13 protein-coding genes are annotated in these 15,278 nt (G+C 73.9%); 9 read left to right on the top strand and 4 right to left on the bottom strand.

Going from position 1 to position 15,278, the window contains the following annotated elements; genetic code table 11:
• Window positions 1-309: 309 nt before the first annotated feature.
• The gene (locus ACIPPM_RS23040) at window positions 310-513 is read right to left on the bottom strand and encodes a hypothetical protein (protein ID WP_401450844.1); all 204 of its coding nucleotides are present in this window, start codon (window positions 511-513) and stop codon (window positions 310-312) included.
• A 110-nt stretch (window positions 514-623) separates the two neighbouring features.
• On the opposite strand from ACIPPM_RS23040, the gene ACIPPM_RS23035 reads away from it, so the two are divergent.
• Window positions 624-1,760, top strand: a complete 1,137-nt coding sequence (locus ACIPPM_RS23035) for a tetratricopeptide repeat protein (protein ID WP_401450842.1) — start codon at window positions 624-626, stop codon at window positions 1,758-1,760.
• Here ACIPPM_RS23035 and ACIPPM_RS23030 read toward each other — a convergent pair.
• Window positions 1,757-2,545: a hypothetical protein gene (locus tag ACIPPM_RS23030; RefSeq protein ID WP_401450840.1), complete on the bottom strand. Its 789-nt coding sequence runs from the start codon at window positions 2,543-2,545 to the stop codon at window positions 1,757-1,759. The genes ACIPPM_RS23035 and ACIPPM_RS23030 overlap by 4 nt on opposite strands.
• Before the next feature lie 166 nt (window positions 2,546-2,711).
• On the opposite strand from ACIPPM_RS23030, the gene ACIPPM_RS23025 reads away from it, so the two are divergent.
• Together ACIPPM_RS23025 and ACIPPM_RS23020 are read left to right on the top strand one after the other, a co-directional pair.
• Window positions 2,712-3,677: a nucleoside hydrolase gene (locus tag ACIPPM_RS23025; protein ID WP_401450837.1), complete on the top strand. Its 966-nt coding sequence runs from the start codon at window positions 2,712-2,714 to the stop codon at window positions 3,675-3,677.
• Window positions 3,678-3,932: 255 nt separating this feature from the next.
• A complete protein-coding gene (locus ACIPPM_RS23020) occupies window positions 3,933-5,579 on the top strand; it encodes a glycoside hydrolase family 13 protein (RefSeq protein WP_401450835.1) in 1,647 nt (548 codons plus the stop codon).
• Here the strand turns inward: ACIPPM_RS23020 and ACIPPM_RS23015 are convergent.
• Entirely contained in the window at window positions 5,576-6,322 is a 747-nt protein-coding gene (locus ACIPPM_RS23015) for a DUF4142 domain-containing protein (protein ID WP_401450832.1), read from the bottom strand. The two genes, ACIPPM_RS23020 and ACIPPM_RS23015, sit on opposite strands and share 4 nt — an antisense overlap.
• A gap of 279 nt (window positions 6,323-6,601) precedes the next feature.
• Here ACIPPM_RS23015 and ACIPPM_RS23010 point away from each other — a divergent pair, with 279 nt between their 5' ends.
• The 5 genes from ACIPPM_RS23010 to ACIPPM_RS22990 all read left to right on the top strand — a co-directional run bounded on the left by ACIPPM_RS23010 (window position 6,602) and on the right by ACIPPM_RS22990 (window position 12,208).
• Window positions 6,602-7,282: a DUF6445 family protein gene (locus ACIPPM_RS23010; protein ID WP_401450831.1), complete on the top strand. Its 681-nt coding sequence runs from the start codon at window positions 6,602-6,604 to the stop codon at window positions 7,280-7,282.
• Between the two features lie 132 nt (window positions 7,283-7,414).
• Window positions 7,415-7,834: a hypothetical protein gene (locus tag ACIPPM_RS23005; protein ID WP_401450828.1), complete on the top strand. Its 420-nt coding sequence runs from the start codon at window positions 7,415-7,417 to the stop codon at window positions 7,832-7,834.
• 139 nt (window positions 7,835-7,973) lie between these two features.
• Entirely contained in the window at window positions 7,974-8,633 is a 660-nt protein-coding gene (locus ACIPPM_RS23000) for a DUF4328 domain-containing protein (protein ID WP_401451485.1), read from the top strand.
• A gap of 130 nt (window positions 8,634-8,763) precedes the next feature.
• A complete protein-coding gene (locus ACIPPM_RS22995) occupies window positions 8,764-9,771 on the top strand; it encodes an MIP/aquaporin family protein (RefSeq protein WP_401450825.1) in 1,008 nt (335 codons plus the stop codon).
• Window positions 9,772-9,832: 61 nt separating this feature from the next.
• The gene (locus tag ACIPPM_RS22990; RefSeq protein WP_401450823.1) at window positions 9,833-12,208 is read left to right on the top strand and encodes an ATP-binding protein; all 2,376 of its coding nucleotides are present in this window, start codon (window positions 9,833-9,835) and stop codon (window positions 12,206-12,208) included.
• Window positions 12,209-12,254: 46 nt separating this feature from the next.
• Here the strand turns inward: ACIPPM_RS22990 and ACIPPM_RS22985 are convergent, their stop codons facing one another.
• The gene (locus tag ACIPPM_RS22985) at window positions 12,255-13,016 is read right to left on the bottom strand and encodes a GltA (protein WP_401450820.1); all 762 of its coding nucleotides are present in this window, start codon (window positions 13,014-13,016) and stop codon (window positions 12,255-12,257) included.
• A gap of 279 nt (window positions 13,017-13,295) precedes the next feature.
• Between ACIPPM_RS22985 and ACIPPM_RS22980 the strand changes: the two genes are divergently transcribed.
• A complete protein-coding gene (locus ACIPPM_RS22980) occupies window positions 13,296-15,254 on the top strand; it encodes a TerD family protein (RefSeq protein WP_401450817.1) in 1,959 nt (652 codons plus the stop codon).
• Window positions 15,255-15,278: the final 24 nt, after the last annotated feature.

The following is a 15,278-nucleotide window of genomic DNA, read 5'->3' as shown; positions in this document are numbered from 1 at the left end:
CTTCCGCCCCTGGCCCCGACCCCGGCCACCGAAAACAGCTCCCCGTTCAGCGGCCGGGCGGTGCGCGCGAGGGCGTGGGCCTGGCCGGATCGCGCTCACCCTAATGGCGTGGTCCACTGTCAACTGTTGACGGTGAGATATTCCACACCCGTACAACCGGTCTATTGATGGGGTTTGGGATGATCGGCGCCCCGGCTTGGGGTGGGTTTTACCCGTGCTTGTTCTGGAAACCCCCTTGCGCGGCAGGGTTGTTGGTGGTTGCGAGGTGCGTTCCGTGCCCGGCGGGCGTCGTCCGGTCCCGGCGCGCGTTCACCGCTGGGCGTGCCGGGCGACCGGCTCCGGGGCGGTGTCCGAGGCGCGGGCGGGGCCCGCGTTGGCGGCGGTGACGAGGGCGACGACGGCCACCACGGCCGCGGCGACACCTCTGGCCAGCGGGGTGGCGGCCGCCGGGCGGAGCCGGTCACGGGCGGGCGCGTGGGGGCGTGCGACGGGGGCGGGGGTGCGTCCTGGCACGGCGACCTCGCAACATCGGCGACGAGTCAAGCGGACTTGAGCCGCCGTTTAACCTAGGGCTGCGGAACCCGAACGACAAGGGTCACAAAGGGAGTTGAGGAGGCGCGGAGATGCCGGAGCGGGACGTGCCGGAGGTGGTGGGACGGCGGCTCGCCGAGACCCGGCGGGTACTGGCGGACGGCCGCGCCGAGGAGGCCGCGGAGCGCTACGCGGCCCTGCTGGCCGAGGCGGAGCGGCACGGACTCGTCCCCGAACAGGCCGCCGCACTGCTGGGACTTGGCGAATGCGCGCTGGAGACGGGTGAACTCCACGCGGCACGCGGCCACTTCGAGCAGGCGGAGGCGCAACTGTCCGGCGAGACCCTCCCGGTGCGGGTGCCCGCCGTGCGCGGCCGCGCCGTGGCGCACTATCTGGCCGGGGAGATCCGGTACGCCGTCCACCTGCTGGAGAGCGCCCTCGACGAACTCGACCGGGGCGGCCCGCACGACCCGGACGCCCTGCTGCACCTCTACACCGCCGTGATCGGCCCCTACATGGACCTGGGCGCCCACGCCCGCGCCGCCCAGGCCGCCGAGTTCGCGCTCGCCCTCACCCCGCGCGCCGCCGACCCCGCGCTGATCGCCCGGACCCACCGCGCGGTCGCCCGTACGCTGCTCGCCGAGGGGCGGTACGCCGAGGCCGACGCCTCCCTCGCCGAGGCGGCCGAGCTCTACCGCCGGCTGCGGCTGCGCACCGAGCTGGCCAACTGCCACTGGATGCGCGGCTACGTGCACGCGCAGGCGGGCGAACTGGAGCGGGCCGAGACGGAGTTGCGGCAGGCGCTGGAGATGCTCGCGCAGACCCGGGCCGCGCTGTACCGCAGCCAGGCCGCGGTCGAGCTGGCCGACGTACTGCACCGCCGGGGCAGACCCGCCGAGGCAACCGCCCTCCTCGACGGCGTCCTCGGCGACTTCTCCGCCGAGCGCGGCGCCCTGCACGCGGCCGCCGCCCACCGCCTGCTCGGCATCATCGCCGAGGACGCGGACGAGACGGACTCCGCCGAGGAACACTACGTACGCGCCCTCAGTCTCCTCGAACGAGCGGGTGCCGCAGGCGACTTGGCCGACCTCTGCCGCCTCCTCGGTGACCTCCTCCGCCGCACGGGCCGCACCGAAGCGGCCCTGGACGCCTACCGCACCGGCCTGGGCCACCGCACGACCCCCGGCACCACCACCCTGGGCCCGGCTCCGACGGGCCCGCTGTTCTAGACCTGCGCCCGCCCCTGCCTCCGTATGTCCGCCAGGCGCAGTGCGCCGATCTGGACCGCTGCCTGGGTCGCGTCGTTCGGGACGTCGCCCTGGCCGCCGTTGGTGAGGGCGAAGGCGTCCTCGCCCACGCGGGCGGCGGCGAGTTCGAGGGTGAGGTGCTGTTCGTCGGCGTCGGGGTTCTCCGGGTCGGTGGCGGCGAGGGTGACGCGGAGGCCCTGGCGTCTGTCGCCGACCTCGGGCAGGGGGAGGTCGGAGACCTGGACGTCCTCGGTCCAGCCGGTCTGGGTGGTGGCGGTGAAGCGGGCGCACTTGGCCGGCATCTCGCTCAGCCACTTCAGGTCGGCGTCCACGTCGGAGGGGCGGCGGGCGCCGATCTGGTAGCGGAGCTGGGCCTCGGAGCCGGGGTCGTCCAGGGCGACGGCGACGCGGGCGGGGGCACCGAGGACCTGGTCGGAGTAGAGCGCGTCCAGCAGCCGCTGGCACTCCGCCACCTCGGACTTCGCCTTCAGCATGCCGTCCCGCCAGGTCGCGATGCCACCCGCCGCCGCCCACGGCGAGCCCAGGTCGGACTCGGTGACCAGCGCCGCCCGCGCCTGCGCGTCGGTGAGCGCGGAACCCCCGGCGGCCGGGGCCTTGGAAGTGGCCGAGGGCTTCTCGACCGTCGGCAGGGAGTACGTCGCGGTCGGCGGATGCTCAAGACCGAGGGTCGCGCAGCCGCTCAGCGCGAGCAGGGAGCCGAGCGGCAGGAGGGCACGGGCGCCGCGGGTACGTATGCCTCCGGTCATCGGGTGTGCCTCCTGGTCGCCGCGGCCGCTGCCTGCTCCTACGGCACCACCGGCGATCACCGGCCACCAGCGCTCCGGTCCGTTCGGGTGAGGACCCGGGGCCCGCGGCCCGACGCTCCCGTAGGGTCGAGGCGTCCGTACGCCGTCAGGTCGGCAGGAGGCCGCCGTGCAGCCCGTGGTGCCCGTGATCATCGACTGCGACACCGGCGTCGACGATGCCTTGGCCCTGCTCCTGGCCGTCCGCCACCCCGGACTCGACCTGCGCGCGGTGACCTGTGTGGCCGGGAACACCGACGTGGACGGCGTGGTCCGCAACACCCTCACCGTGCTGGAGCGGGCCGGTGCCCCCGACATCCCGGTGGCCCGGGGCGCCGGACGCCCGCTGCTGGAGCCCGCCCGCTCGGCCCGCCACGTCCACGGCAGCGACGGCATGGGCGACCTCGGCCTGCCCGCCCCCACCCGCGCCCCGGCCGCCGTGGACGCCGTCACCCTGCTGCACCGGGAGATCCTCGCCTCCCCGCGCCCGGTGACCCTGATCCCCACCGCGCCCCTGACCAACATCGCCCTGCTGCTGCGCACCCACCCCGAGGTCACGCGCAACATCGAGCGGATCGTGTTCATGGGCGGCGCGGTCGGCGTCGGCAACGCCACCCCGGTCGCGGAGTTCAACGTCTGGCACGACCCGGAGGCGGCCGCGATCCTGCTCACCGCGGACGTGCCGATCACGATGTACGGGCTGGACGTGTTCACCCGGGTCGTCGTCCCCGGCACCGAGGTCCGCCGCCTGCGCGCCAGCGCCGAGCCCGGCGCGAAGCTCGCCGGTGACCTGCTGTCCCACCGCCCCAGCGCCCCCGGCACCACCCCCGACGACGAGGAGGCGGGCGGCCTCGGCGACGCGGGCGCTGTCTGTGCGGTCGCCGACCCGGCCGGGCTCACCACCCGCCCGCTCCCGGTCGAGGTCAGCCTCGCCCCCGGCCCGGCCCGCGGCCAGACCGTCGTCGACCTGCGCCACCGCCCCGGCGAGTCCGAGATCCACGGGGGCGCCCGCGCCCGCCCCCTGGTGGACGTGGCGCTCGACGTCGACGTGACCCGGTACGTGGACCTGTACCTGAAGACGGTGGAACGGGCCTGACCGAGGTTTCCCCCGGCGGCCTAGGTGGACAGCTTTCTGTCGAGACCCCCTAGGGCCTGTCTTCTGGATCAGGCCGGCTCGGGCTGACGGTGCCTTCGGGCTGACCCGAGCGGGGTCTGGTGCGTGCAGCTGCAAGGCGGAGGAGGGAGTCGACGCGGAGCGTCGGCGAGTGACGACAACGCGGCAGATGTGCGTGCCAGGGCCCGCGACCCCGGCAAGATCCAGAAGACAGGCCCTAGGTGACATGGAGCCCGCATGGCGGACCTCTCGTCCAGGAACCCCGACTGGTGGCGGCAGGCCGTCATCTACCAGGTCTATCCCCGCAGCTTCGCGGACGCCGACGGCGACGGCCTGGGCGACCTCGCGGGCGTCACCGCGCGCCTGGACCACCTGGCCACGCTCGGCGTCGACGCCCTGTGGCTCAGCCCGTTCTACCCCTCCGAACTGGCCGACGGCGGCTACGACGTCGCCGACCACCGGGGCGTCGACCCGCGCCTGGGCACCCTGGACGACTTCGACGCCCTGGCCGCGGAGGCCCACCGGCTGGGCCTGAAGGTCGTCGTCGACCTCGTCCCCAACCACACCTCGCACCGCCACCCCTGGTTCCAGCAGGCCCTGCTGTCCGCTCCGGGCTCGGCGGCCCGCGCCCGCTACGTCTTCCGCCCCGGCCGCGGCCGGTACGGCGAACTCCCGCCCACCGACTGGCAGTCCGTGTTCGGCGGCAGCGCCTGGAAACGCGTCCCGGACGGCGACTGGTACCTGCATCTGTTCGCCCCCGAGCAGCCCGACCTGGACTGGTCGCACCCCGAGGTGCGCGAGGACTTCCGCACCACCCTGCGCTTCTGGTCCGACCGGGGCGTGGACGGCTTCCGCGTGGACGTCGCCCACGGCCTGGCCAAGGACCTCACCGAACCCCTACGGGACGTCGGGGGGATCGGCGCCACCGGCGAGGAGGCGCTGCCCCTGCTCGCCCCCGGCAGCCACCCCTACTGGGACCGGGACGAGGTCCACGAGATCTTCCGCGACTGGCGCACCCTGCTGGACACCTACGACCCGCCCCGCACCGCCGTCGCCGAAGCCTGGGTCCCGGACACCCGGCGCGCCCTGTACGCCCGCCCCGACGAACTCGGCCAGGCGTTCAACTTCGAGTACCTGGAGACGGGTTGGGACGCGGACCGGCTGCGCCGCGCCATCACCGCCTCCCTCGCGGAGGCACACACCGTCGGCGCCTCGGCCACCTGGGTGCTCTCCAACCACGACGTGGTCCGGCACGCCTCCCGGCTGGTCCTGCCGCCCGGCACCGACCTGGACGCCTGGCTGCGCTCGGGCGGCACCGAGCCCGCGATCGACCCCGGTGCCGGACTGCGCCGGGCCCGCGCCGCGACCCTGCTGATGCTGGCGCTGCCCGGCTCCGCCTACCTGTACCAGGGCGAGGAACTGGGCCTGCCCGAGGTCGCCGACCTGCCCGCCGAGGCACTGCGCGACCCGGTCTGGGAGCAGTCGGGGTACACGCGTAAGGGCCGGGACGGCAGCCGGGTACCCCTGCCGTGGACGAGCACCGGACCCTCGTACGGCTTCGGTCCTGGCCCGGCGTGGCTGCCGCAGCCGGAGTCGTTCGCCGCGTACGCCGTCGAGGCGCAGTCCGGTACCGAGGGCTCCACGCTGGAGCTGTACCGCACCGCGCTCCGGCTGCGCCGCAAGCTGCTCCAGGGCGAGGAGCTGACCTGGACGCCCGGCACACCGCCCGGCGTCCTGGGCTTCACCCGTGCCCCCGGCTGGCGCTGCCTGACCAACCTCACCACCGAGCCGGTCGTGCGTCCGGCGGGCGAACTCCTGCTGTCCAGCGTGCCGTTGGCCGAGCCGGACGTCCTCCCGCCGGACACCACGGTGTGGCTCGGCTAGCCGATCGTCGGGCTCGGGTTCGGCTCGGCCGGGGCCGGATCCTCGCGGGTGCTGTTCGAGCCCGGCTCGCCGGGGATGGCCAGCGGGGTCGAGGTGGCGTTCGGCGGCGGGGTGAGCACGACCTGCGGCTGGCCGGGGTCCGGCGCGGGCGGCGTCAGGTTGTCCGAGGGCAGCTTGGGCGGGGTGGTCTGGTTGAAGATGGTCTGGTCGAAGTCGACCAGGCCGGTCTTCTCCATCACCGTCATGTGGTCCAGCACGGTGTCGTTGGCCTGGTCGGCCAGCGAGCGGATCAGCGAGTTCTTGGTGGTGGACCGGATCTTCGCGATGGCGTTGAAGATCGAACCGTGCGTCATCCGCAGGATGTTGGCGAAGTCGGTGTCGAACGCCTTGCCGGTCTCGCCCTTCAGCTGCACCACGAACCCCTCCTGCTGGGGGCTCGCCACGTTGGGGATCGTGATGTTCAGCATCGGCGCGATCTTGCGGCAGGAGGCGTCCAGCGCCGCGTGCCCGTCGACCAGGTGCTTGCTGGCCTCCTTGACCCCCGGGCTGGCGCCCTTCTGGAGCCCGATCTGCCCGAGCGGGTACTCCCACAGCCCGGCCGCGCGCACCTTCACCACGAAGTCCCGGTCCTGCTCGGTGAGCGGACCCCACTGGGTGTTGGCGATGATGCGGGTCTGTGCGGTGGAGACGGTGTCCAGCCCGAGCATGCTCGGGTAGGCCAGCGCCGCGAGGGTCAGTGCCATGGCACCGCCCACGAAGAGAGTTCCCGTCGCGTTCCGCGAAAAGCGCACTGTTCCTCCTGCCCGGTCGTGGTTCCGCCGACAGGCGGTTCAGACACACAGCAGTACGGAAGCGGAGACGATTCGTCTCGACGTCCGGCGTAAAGATTCCGCGCCGGTTTCCCGGGGTGTGCCGCGCGGGCGCCCTTGACCCGCGAACAACCAGTGTATGAGGGGACGTTGGCCAGAGGTTGACCGTCCTTCGGGCGAAGTGGCCCAGGTCACCGGCCTAGATTTCGCCGCATGCCCCCACAGCCGAGACCGCCCGCGGCCCTCCCCGTGCTTCCCTACCGCAAGCCCACCGAGGGCCGTGACTACTGGGTCCTGGACGACGCCCTGCCCGACGCCGACGCGGTGCGCGAGCGGTGTCTCGCCAAGGAGGACTGGGCCGAGGGGTATCCGTACACCTCCGAGAGCTGGCCCGGACTGCGCGCGATGCCCGGCCTCGAACCCGCTGAACTGGCCCGCGTGGAACGGCTGGTGAAGAAGGCGACCGGCGCGAAGGAACTGTGGGTGCAGCGGGCGCCCGGCGGCGGCACCCTCAACCACAACTGCGTCCAGGTCGTCGGCGAGGGCGAGAGCGAGCCCCGCCCGCACACCGACTCCCGCGCGCTGTGCCGGTACGCGGCCGTGCTCTACCTCAACCCGGCCGTGCCGAAGTCCTGCGGCACCAGCTTCTACCGCCAGTCGCTGCCCGGCGGCCGGCTCGGCGGCAATGTCGTCCAGGCCCCGCACACCAACCTGGTCGACGCCCTCGGCACCCGCTTCGTCACCCCCGACGCCTTCGAGGAGGACGTCCGCGTCCCGCACCGGGCCAACCGGCTGCTGCTCTACCACGCCAACCTGGTGCACAGCGCGACCGCCTACACCGGGCGCACGCTGGCGGAGAAGCGGATGACGGCGGTGTTCTTCTGGATGGCGTGAGACGCTCCGGACCGCGCCGGGGCGTCACCCGTTCGGCCTAGCACCCGTGGTCGCCGGGCGCCGCTCACCGGATCGTCGTACCTACGACCCCACCAGGGGTTCACGGGGGACGAGACGTCGGAGGTAACGGCCATGACCCAGCAGACGCAGTCGGCACGCGCCCCACACAGCGGGCTGGCCGAGGGAGGCGCGGTCTTCGCGGGTGTGCTGATGCTGGTGAACGGCATCCTCCACATCTTCCAGGGCATCTCGGCGATCGCCGCGGACGACGTGTACGCCCGGATCGACACCTACGTCTACCGGATCAACCTGACCGGCTGGGGCTGGATCCTGCTGGCGGCGGGCGTGCTCGTGGTGGCGACCGGCGCCGGGGTGCTGATGGGCGCCGCCTGGGCGCGGGTGGTCGGCATCGTGATCACCTCGGCGGGCCTGATTCTCCAGTTCCTGTTCCTGCCCTACGCCCCCATCTGGTCGCTGATCCTGATCGCCATCGACTTCTTCATCATCTGGGCGCTGGCGACCTGGCACCCGGAGGGCCGTACGGCCTTCTGACCGCCGCCTCCCCGAACGGGCCGGTGCCGCGACGCTCTCCCGCGCGGCACCGGCCTCCTGTCCGGATTCCATGGTCACCCCGGACTCGACAGCCCCTGGTGTCCGGCCAGTTGGCCGGGTGAGGATGGGGCCCGTGACCATGGACAACGCTCTTGAGACCCCTGCCGCGCCCCCCGACCCGCGGGCCTCGGACACCCTCTCCCGGCTGGCCTCCGGGACCCTGCTGCTGACCGGGGCCGGCTGGCTGGCGCGGGCGGTGTGGGAAGTACGGCTGTACCGCGCGGGCGAGCCCGCCTCCGGAGTCCCGGACCAGGGCAACGGGGTGCACCGCCCGCTCAACGCCCTGGAGAACTCGTACCACCTGGTGAGCACGGCCGGTTCCCTGCTCACGCTGCTGTGCGCGGCGGCCTTCCTGATGTGGCTGGGCCGCGTCCGGGACAACGCCCGCGCGCTGTCGGGACGCCCGCCGAAGTACGCGGGGATCTGGGTGTACCTGGGCTGGGTGGTGCCGGTGGTGAACCTCTGGTTCCCGCGCGGCATCGTGGCCGACGCCTACCGGGCGAGCGCCCCGGAGCGGCGGCTGCCGGTCGTGGTCAACGTGTGGTGGGCGCTGTGGCTGGCCGGTCTGCTCGGCGGTGTCCTCCAGGAGGGGGACGCCGACTCCGTCATCGCCCGCGCCTACTCCGGGATCGGCCCGCTGCTCGCGGCCGACCTGGCCGTGGCGGGCGCGGCCGTGGCGGGAGCGCTGATGGTGCGTACGGTGACGGCGGCTCAGACGGCCCGCCTCGCGCAAGGCTGACCGTCAGGGGGATGTGGGCCGCCCCCCGGGAAGAACCCTTAGGCCAGACGGGTTTCCCGCCCTGCGGGCCGGGGTGGGGTGGGTGAATATGAGGATGTTTGCCCTACCCCTCCTCTGCTAGGGGGCCTCCATGGCTGCTGTCGATATTCCCCCGCTCATCAAGCCGTCCAAGCTCCGGCACCGGGGCGGGCTGGCGGGCGAGCTGATGGCGGAGTTCATCGGGACCTTCGTCCTCATCTCCTTCGGCTGCGGTGTGGTCGCCATGGCGGTCGCCGCGCTGCCGGGCTCCGGCCGCGCCGCCACCACCACGACGATCTTCCTCGCCGCCGGTGACTGGCTGCTGGTCGCCTGGGGCTGGGCGCTGGCCGTGACCTTCGGTGTGTACGTCGCCGGTGGCGTCAGCGGCGCCCACCTCAACCCGGCGGTCACCCTCGCCGTGGCCGTCCGCCGGGGCTTCCCCTGGCTGAAGGTGCTGCCGTACTGGTTCGCCCAGGTCGCGGGCGCCTTCGCAGGGGCGGCGCTGGTGTATCTCGTCTACCACAACGCGATCGACACCTTCGACGCGGCGGTGCCGGGGCCCAAGACCGACGGCCACACCCTGGCCTCGTTCTCCATCTTCGCCACCTTCCCGGCGCCCTACTTCCACGGCGGCATCTGGGGTCCGCTGATCGACCAGATCGTCGGCGCGGGCTTCCTGGTGATGTTCGTGGTCGCCATCCTGGACCTGCGCAACCAGGCGGTGAAGGCGAATCTGGCCCCGCTGATGGTGGGCTTCGCGGTCGCCGCGATCGGCATGTCCTACGGCGCCAACGCGGGCTACGCCATCAACCCGGCCCGTGACTTCGGCCCCCGGCTGTTCACCTGGGTGGCGGGCTGGGGCAGCCTCGCCTTCCCGGGCAGCGTGCCGGGCCAGTTCAGCGGCTACTGGTGGATTCCCATCGTCGGCCCGCTGATCGGCGGCCTGGTCGGCATCTTCCTCTACGACCTCTTCGTCGGCGACGTCCTCTACCTCCGCAGCCACCTCGGCGAACTCCCCGAGCCCGGCCGCACCCGCCCGGTCCGCACGATCGACCGGGACGACGAGGAGGGCCGGGGCGGCGACAAGCGGAAGGGGCCGGACGAGGACGACGAGTACTAGGTCCTCCGGGCAGGATGCGTGGGCGGCTCGGACTCCGGGCCGCCCGCCGCTATGTGCACCTGTGTACGAGGGTTCGGTGGGACGTGTGATCCCTGGCCCGCGTCCGCACCCGAGGTCGCGGGCGGGCGTTGGACTTGGCGTGAAGGCGGCGCGGTGCAGGAACGATTTATCTGTGCGTCGCGCCCCCTCTCTGAGCGTGCGGCCACGGGGTGCCGCACCGCCGCGAGCTCTGGAGCGCAGAACAGTGTGGGCATACGCCGAGGACGCCGAGTGGGCGTCCGCAGCGGGGCGTTGTGGGCCGGACGGGCTGATCGGCCGCGACGAGGAGACCACGGATCTCCGGGCGGACCTGGCCCGGAACCGGCTGGTCACGGTGACGGGAGCGGCGGGTGCGGGGAAGAGCGCGCTGGCTGCCGCCGCCGTGGGAGGAGCGGGGGAGGCCGGGCCCTGGGCGCGGGTGGTCTATGTGCGGTGCCCGGGCGGCGGGGGACCCGTCGCGGCGGGAGCGCTCGCGGCCCGGCTGGCGGAAGTGGTGCTGGGGCCCCGGGGCGGAGCCGGAGCCGGGGCTGGGCGGCGGACGGTCGGCGCGGGGGCCGTACCGGACGCGCGGGGGTCGGTCGGGGCGGGGGGAGTGCTGGATGTGCGGGGGACTGGCGGGGCGGGCGGAGTGCCGGATGTGCGGGGGTCGGTCGGGGCAGGGGCGGTGCCGGGCGCGCGGCCGTCGGCTCGTGCGCCTGGCGCTCGTGCGAAGGCGCGTCCTGCCCTCGCCGACCTCGTCCGGGCCTTGCGGGGCGCGGCCGACCCACGCCCCGTGCTCCTGCTCCTCGACGACGCCGACGCGGTGCGCACCGAGTGCGCCGGGCTGGTGCAGCGGCTGCTGATGGACGTACCCGGTGTGCGGGTGCTGGTGACCTGCCGTCAGGCGCTCGGACTCGGTGAGGAACGGGTGCTGCGGCTGGCCCCGCTGGCGGCGGAGGCCGCGGTGGAGCTGTTTTTCGCGCGGGCCCGCGCCACCGCCCCCGGCTTCCGGGCGGAGGGCGCGGAGGCGGCGGCCGTGGACCGGATCTGCCGGGTGCTGGAGGGCGTACCGCTCGCCGTGGAGCTGGCCGCCGGGCAGCTGGACCGGGAGCCGTCCGCGTGGGCGCTGGCCGACCGGCTGGAGCGGGATCAGTGCTGGCTGGCCGCGCCCGGACCGGCGCTGCACCGGCACCGTTCGCTGCGCTCGGCGGTCGGGTCGGCGTATCTGCTGTGCGAACGGCCGGAGCGCGCGGTGTGGAGCCGGAGCAGCGTCTTCCGGGGGGCGTTCACCGAGCCGACGGCGGCCTACCTCTGCGCGGGCGCGGGTGTCGCCCCGCACCAGGTCTCCGCCTGCCTCGCCCGACTGGCCGCCGCCGGGGTGCTGGAGACCCTGGACGAACCGGGGGGCCTGCGCCCGCCCCGCTACCGCATGACCCGCGCCGCCCGCGACTTCGGCACCGAACGGCTGCACGCGGCGGGGGAGTTCACCGTGGCGGTGGAACGCCATGTGCTGCACCACCGGCGTCTCGCGGAGGTCGCCGAGCACCTCTGGTACGCCGGTGACCAACGCCAGGCGGCCCGGCTGGTCCGGGACAACGCGACCGACCTGACCGCCCTGGTGGAGTACGCGGCCCGCCCGGACGCCCCGGCCGCGCAGGTGACGGCGGCGCTGGCCACCGTGGCCGACCTGTGGTTCTGGTGGACCGCGCACGACCACGGCGAGGAGGGCCGCGCCCACCTGGCCCGCCTGCTGCCCCGCCACGAGGCCGACGACCACCTCGCCGCCCGCGCCCGCTGGCTCGCCGCCTGGCTGAACGCCCCCGGCGACCCGGCCACCGCCCGCGCCCAGCTCGGCCAGGTCTGGACGGCGGCGGTCCTCGCCGGGGACGACGCGCTGATCGGCCGGGTCGCCCATGTCCAGGGCGTCCTGGCGTGGGAGCGCGGGGACGCCCGTACCGCCGCCGACTGCTTCCGGCAGGCCGCCGACACCGTCCCCGCGTACGCCCCCGGCGGGCCCGCCCCCGCCGTGAGCCTGGCGGCGCTGGCCGTGGCGCAGGCCCGCACCTCCCCCGGCGCGGCGGGCCGCAGCGCCCGCCGCGCGCTGGCGTATCCGGGGGTGCGCGACGACGCGTGGGCGACGGCCCTGGCCCGCTACGCCCGCGCCTACACCGACCACCACCAGGGCCACACGTCCCGCGCCTGGCACCGCGCCCACCGCGCCCTGGCCGCCCTGGACACCCGCACCCCCCTGCCGGGCACCCCCGACTCCCCCGACCTCCCGGCCGTACGCGCCTCCCTGCACCGCCTGTTGGCCGACATCGAGTCCCCCCGCACCCCCCGAGCGGCCCGCCCCACGGTCCCGGCACCGCGGACGGACACCTCCGCGCCGAGCAGAACCGCCAGCGGGGCCAAGGGATGACTTCGGGGCTCGGGTTGTTTCACGTGAAACACGTGGCGGAGCGGGGTCAGTCCTTGAGGGCCGTCGGCCGCCAGCGCCAGCCCGCCGTGTGCAGGGCCTCCGCCCGCTGGACGGCGATCTGCACACGGAGCCGGGACTCCGCCCGGTCGCGGAAGGCTTCGGACGCCGTGTGCTGGGTGGGGTGTTTGCGGTAGAGGGTGCCGGGTGCGGACTGCATCCAGCCGGGGCTGACCGCCTCGCAGCTCAGCAGGAGAGCGCCGTCCTCGAAGGCGGGCAGCGCGGGCCAGCCGCCCAGCAGGCGGACCAGTTCGGTGTGGACGGTCTGCGTGGTGCCCACCACCGGCATGGCACCGCGCGCGGCCCCGTCCAGCAGGGTCCGGGCGGGCAGCGGTCCGGGAGCGGGGTCGTAGGGGCCGGGTTCGAGGCGGCCGTCGGGGTGCAGGTCTAGACAGGGGGCGACGGTCCAGGCGCGGTCGGGGTGGGCGGACAGCACCTCGATGTCACGGGCAAGGGCGTCGGGATCGGGGAGCAGGTCGTCCGCGTCGACACAGCGCAGCAGGGCGCCGGTGACGCGGGCCAGACCCAGGGTGCGGGCACGGGCGGCTCCGCCGTGACGGCCGGTACCGGTGGATATCCAGGGCTCGTCCGGCAGTTGGGCCGCGGGGCGTCCCGTCACCCCGTCCTCCTGCACCACCCACTGCAGCCGCCACCCACCGGGCAGCCGCTGCGCCCGCAACGAGTCGCACAGCGCACGCAGATAGGTGTGCCCCCCGTCGTGCACGGGCGTCAGGACGCTGAACGTAGGCATACGGAACGCGCTCCCCTTCGACGACGGCCCCTGGGGCACGCGCGGATCGACGCGGCCCTGAAACCTTGAACGATAACGAGATGCCAGGTCCCCCCACTTCCCCACCCAGGCGGGCGGTCCGGCAAACCCCGGGTATTTCTTTCGGCCGGACCGGCGCGATGTGGCTCGTTGCGTATTAACGTTCTTGAGCATTGAGTGTGCGGCGCGTCGCGCGGTGTCATCGGCGCAGGTCGGCTCCGGGGGGAGCCGTGTCCGCAAGCACGACTGGGGGGTGGGGTCATGCAGGAGTTGGCCAAGGGAGCCAATGTGACGCTGGCGGCGCTGAGCGAGAGCGTCGATTCCGTCGTCGTCGCCCTGGACTGGGCGAGCCCTACGGGCGAGGGGGACGCGGACGTCTCCGTACTGCTGCTGAATTCCGACGGCAAGGTGCGCAGCGACGCCGACTTCTACTTCTACAACAACCCGGTCGCCCCGGACGGCAGCGTGCAGTTGCTGGGCAAGACGCCCACGGGGGACGGCAGTCAGGACCGCATCGGCTTCGACCTGACCGCGCTCCCGGACGAGGTCGCGCGGATCGTGGTGGCGGCGAGCCGGTACGAGGGCGCCCACTTCGGGGAGTTGGAGAACCTCCGCCTGACGCTGACGGACGGCTCGGGCGCGGACCTGGTCGGCTTCACGATCGCCGACACGGGGCCGATGAGCGCGTTCATCTTCGGCGAGCTGTACCGGCGTGACGGGGCGTGGAAGTTCCGTGCGGTGGGCCAGGGTTACTACTCCGGCCTGGCGGGACTGGCCACCGACTTCGGCGTGGACATCGACGACGACGCGGGCACGGAGGCGGCACCCGAGGACGTGTCGGCCCCGGCGGTACAGCAGGCACCGGTGGAGGCCGTACGGGCGCCCGTTCCCGCACCCCGGGAGGCCGGGCCCGCCGAACCGGCGAAGGCGCCCGCCCGCCCCCGTACCGCCAAGAAGAAGGTCACCCTGCCGAAGGGGCCCCGGCGGACGCTGGCGGAGAACGACTCCTGGCGCGAGGCGCGGCTGTTCCCCGTGTCCGCCCTCAAGAGCGACCGCGACCGGGAGGCGCGGGCCACCTCGGTGCTGCTGTCGGTGATGGCGCAGGTCCCGGAGTTCGGGCGGCGGCTCACCGCGGCGTTCGGCGCCCCGGCCGGACGCATGGAGACGTTCACCGAGGTCACGCTGCCGCACAGCGACTCCCCGCGCCGTCCGGACGGGGTGATCCGGGTCGAGCGCGCGGGCAAGCTGTGGACCGCCCTGGTCGAGACGAAGACCAACGGCAACGCCCTGCGCAGCGACCAGGTCCAGGCGTACATGGACATCGCCGCGCGCCGGGGCTACGAGGCCGTCATCACGCTGACCAACGACGTCGAGCTGGAGGGGCGCCCGCTGGTCGACGTCAAGATCGACGGCAGGCGCAAGCACAAGGTGGCGCTCCGGCACCTGTCCTGGGCCGAGGTCGCGCACCAGGCGCAGATGCTGATCCAGCACGAGGGTCTGAACGACGCCGCGCACGCCTGGCTGCTCCGCGAACTGCTGCACTACGTCCAGCACGAGAACTCCGGCTGCCACGGCTTCCAGAACATGGGCGCGGCGTGGGTCCCGGTACGCAACGGCATCGACGACGAGACCCTCTGCCAGGGCGACCCGCGTGCGCTGGAGGTGGTGGAGAGCTGGGAGCGCCTGGTCCGCCAGGTCTGCCTGCGCCTGGGCGGCGAACTCGGCCACAAGCTGCTGCCCGTCCAGCGTTCCCGGCGCGGCACCGACCCGGCCGCCCGCCGCGCCCTCCTCGCCGACCAGCTCTGCCACGACGGCCGTCTCGGTGCCGAGCTGCGCATCGAGGGGACGCCCGGGGTGCTGGCCCTCACCGCCGACCTGCGCACCGGCCGGCTCCGTACCTCGATCGAGATCCCCGCGCCCGCCCAGGGCTACCCCCTGACCACGGCGAAGCGCCTCATCCGCCGTCTCGCCGAGGCCCCGGCCGACCTCCACGTGGAGACCCTGGTGGAAGGCGGGGGCGGCCCCCGGGGCACCCTGGAACGTCTCCGCCCCGAGCCGGGCGACATGCTCCCGAAGTCCGGCACCCCGGTCACCGGCTTCCGCCTCTCCCTCCTGAAGACCATGGGCAGCACCCGCGGCAACGCCCAGTCCAGCTTCATCCGCAGCGTGGACGAGGCGGTGCACCGGTTCCATCGGAGTGTGGTGGCGCAGCTGGAGTGAGGCCGGCGGCGGTGGTGGCCGGAC

It is taken from the genome of Streptomyces sp. NPDC090119 (assembly GCF_044747085.1).
GTDB lineage: Bacteria > Actinomycetota > Actinomycetes > Streptomycetales > Streptomycetaceae > Streptomyces.
Note: the sequence above shows the minus strand (reverse complement) of the source record. Positions and strands in the feature narration are given on the sequence as shown.

What these genes read in the sequence shown, in the direction of transcription:
- ACIPPM_RS23035 (WP_401450842.1), top strand. Translation starts at nt 624, where the DNA reads ATGCCGGAGCGGGACGTGCCGGAGGTGGTGGGACGGCGGCTCGCCGAG.
- ACIPPM_RS23030 (WP_401450840.1), bottom strand. Translation starts at nt 2,545, where the DNA reads ATGACCGGAGGCATACGTACCCGCGGCGCCCGTGCCCTCCTGCCGCTC.
- ACIPPM_RS23020 (WP_401450835.1), top strand. Translation starts at nt 3,933, where the DNA reads ATGGCGGACCTCTCGTCCAGGAACCCCGACTGGTGGCGGCAGGCCGTC.
- ACIPPM_RS23015 (WP_401450832.1), bottom strand. Translation starts at nt 6,322, where the DNA reads ATGGCACTGACCCTCGCGGCGCTGGCCTACCCGAGCATGCTCGGGCTG.
- ACIPPM_RS23010 (WP_401450831.1), top strand. Translation starts at nt 6,602, where the DNA reads ATGCCCCCACAGCCGAGACCGCCCGCGGCCCTCCCCGTGCTTCCCTAC.
- ACIPPM_RS23005 (WP_401450828.1), top strand. Translation starts at nt 7,415, where the DNA reads ATGACCCAGCAGACGCAGTCGGCACGCGCCCCACACAGCGGGCTGGCC.
- ACIPPM_RS23000 (WP_401451485.1), top strand. Translation starts at nt 7,974, where the DNA reads ATGGACAACGCTCTTGAGACCCCTGCCGCGCCCCCCGACCCGCGGGCC.
- ACIPPM_RS22995 (WP_401450825.1), top strand. Translation starts at nt 8,764, where the DNA reads ATGGCTGCTGTCGATATTCCCCCGCTCATCAAGCCGTCCAAGCTCCGG.
- ACIPPM_RS22985 (WP_401450820.1), bottom strand. Translation starts at nt 13,016, where the DNA reads ATGCCTACGTTCAGCGTCCTGACGCCCGTGCACGACGGGGGGCACACC.
- ACIPPM_RS22980 (WP_401450817.1), top strand. Translation starts at nt 13,296, where the DNA reads ATGCAGGAGTTGGCCAAGGGAGCCAATGTGACGCTGGCGGCGCTGAGC.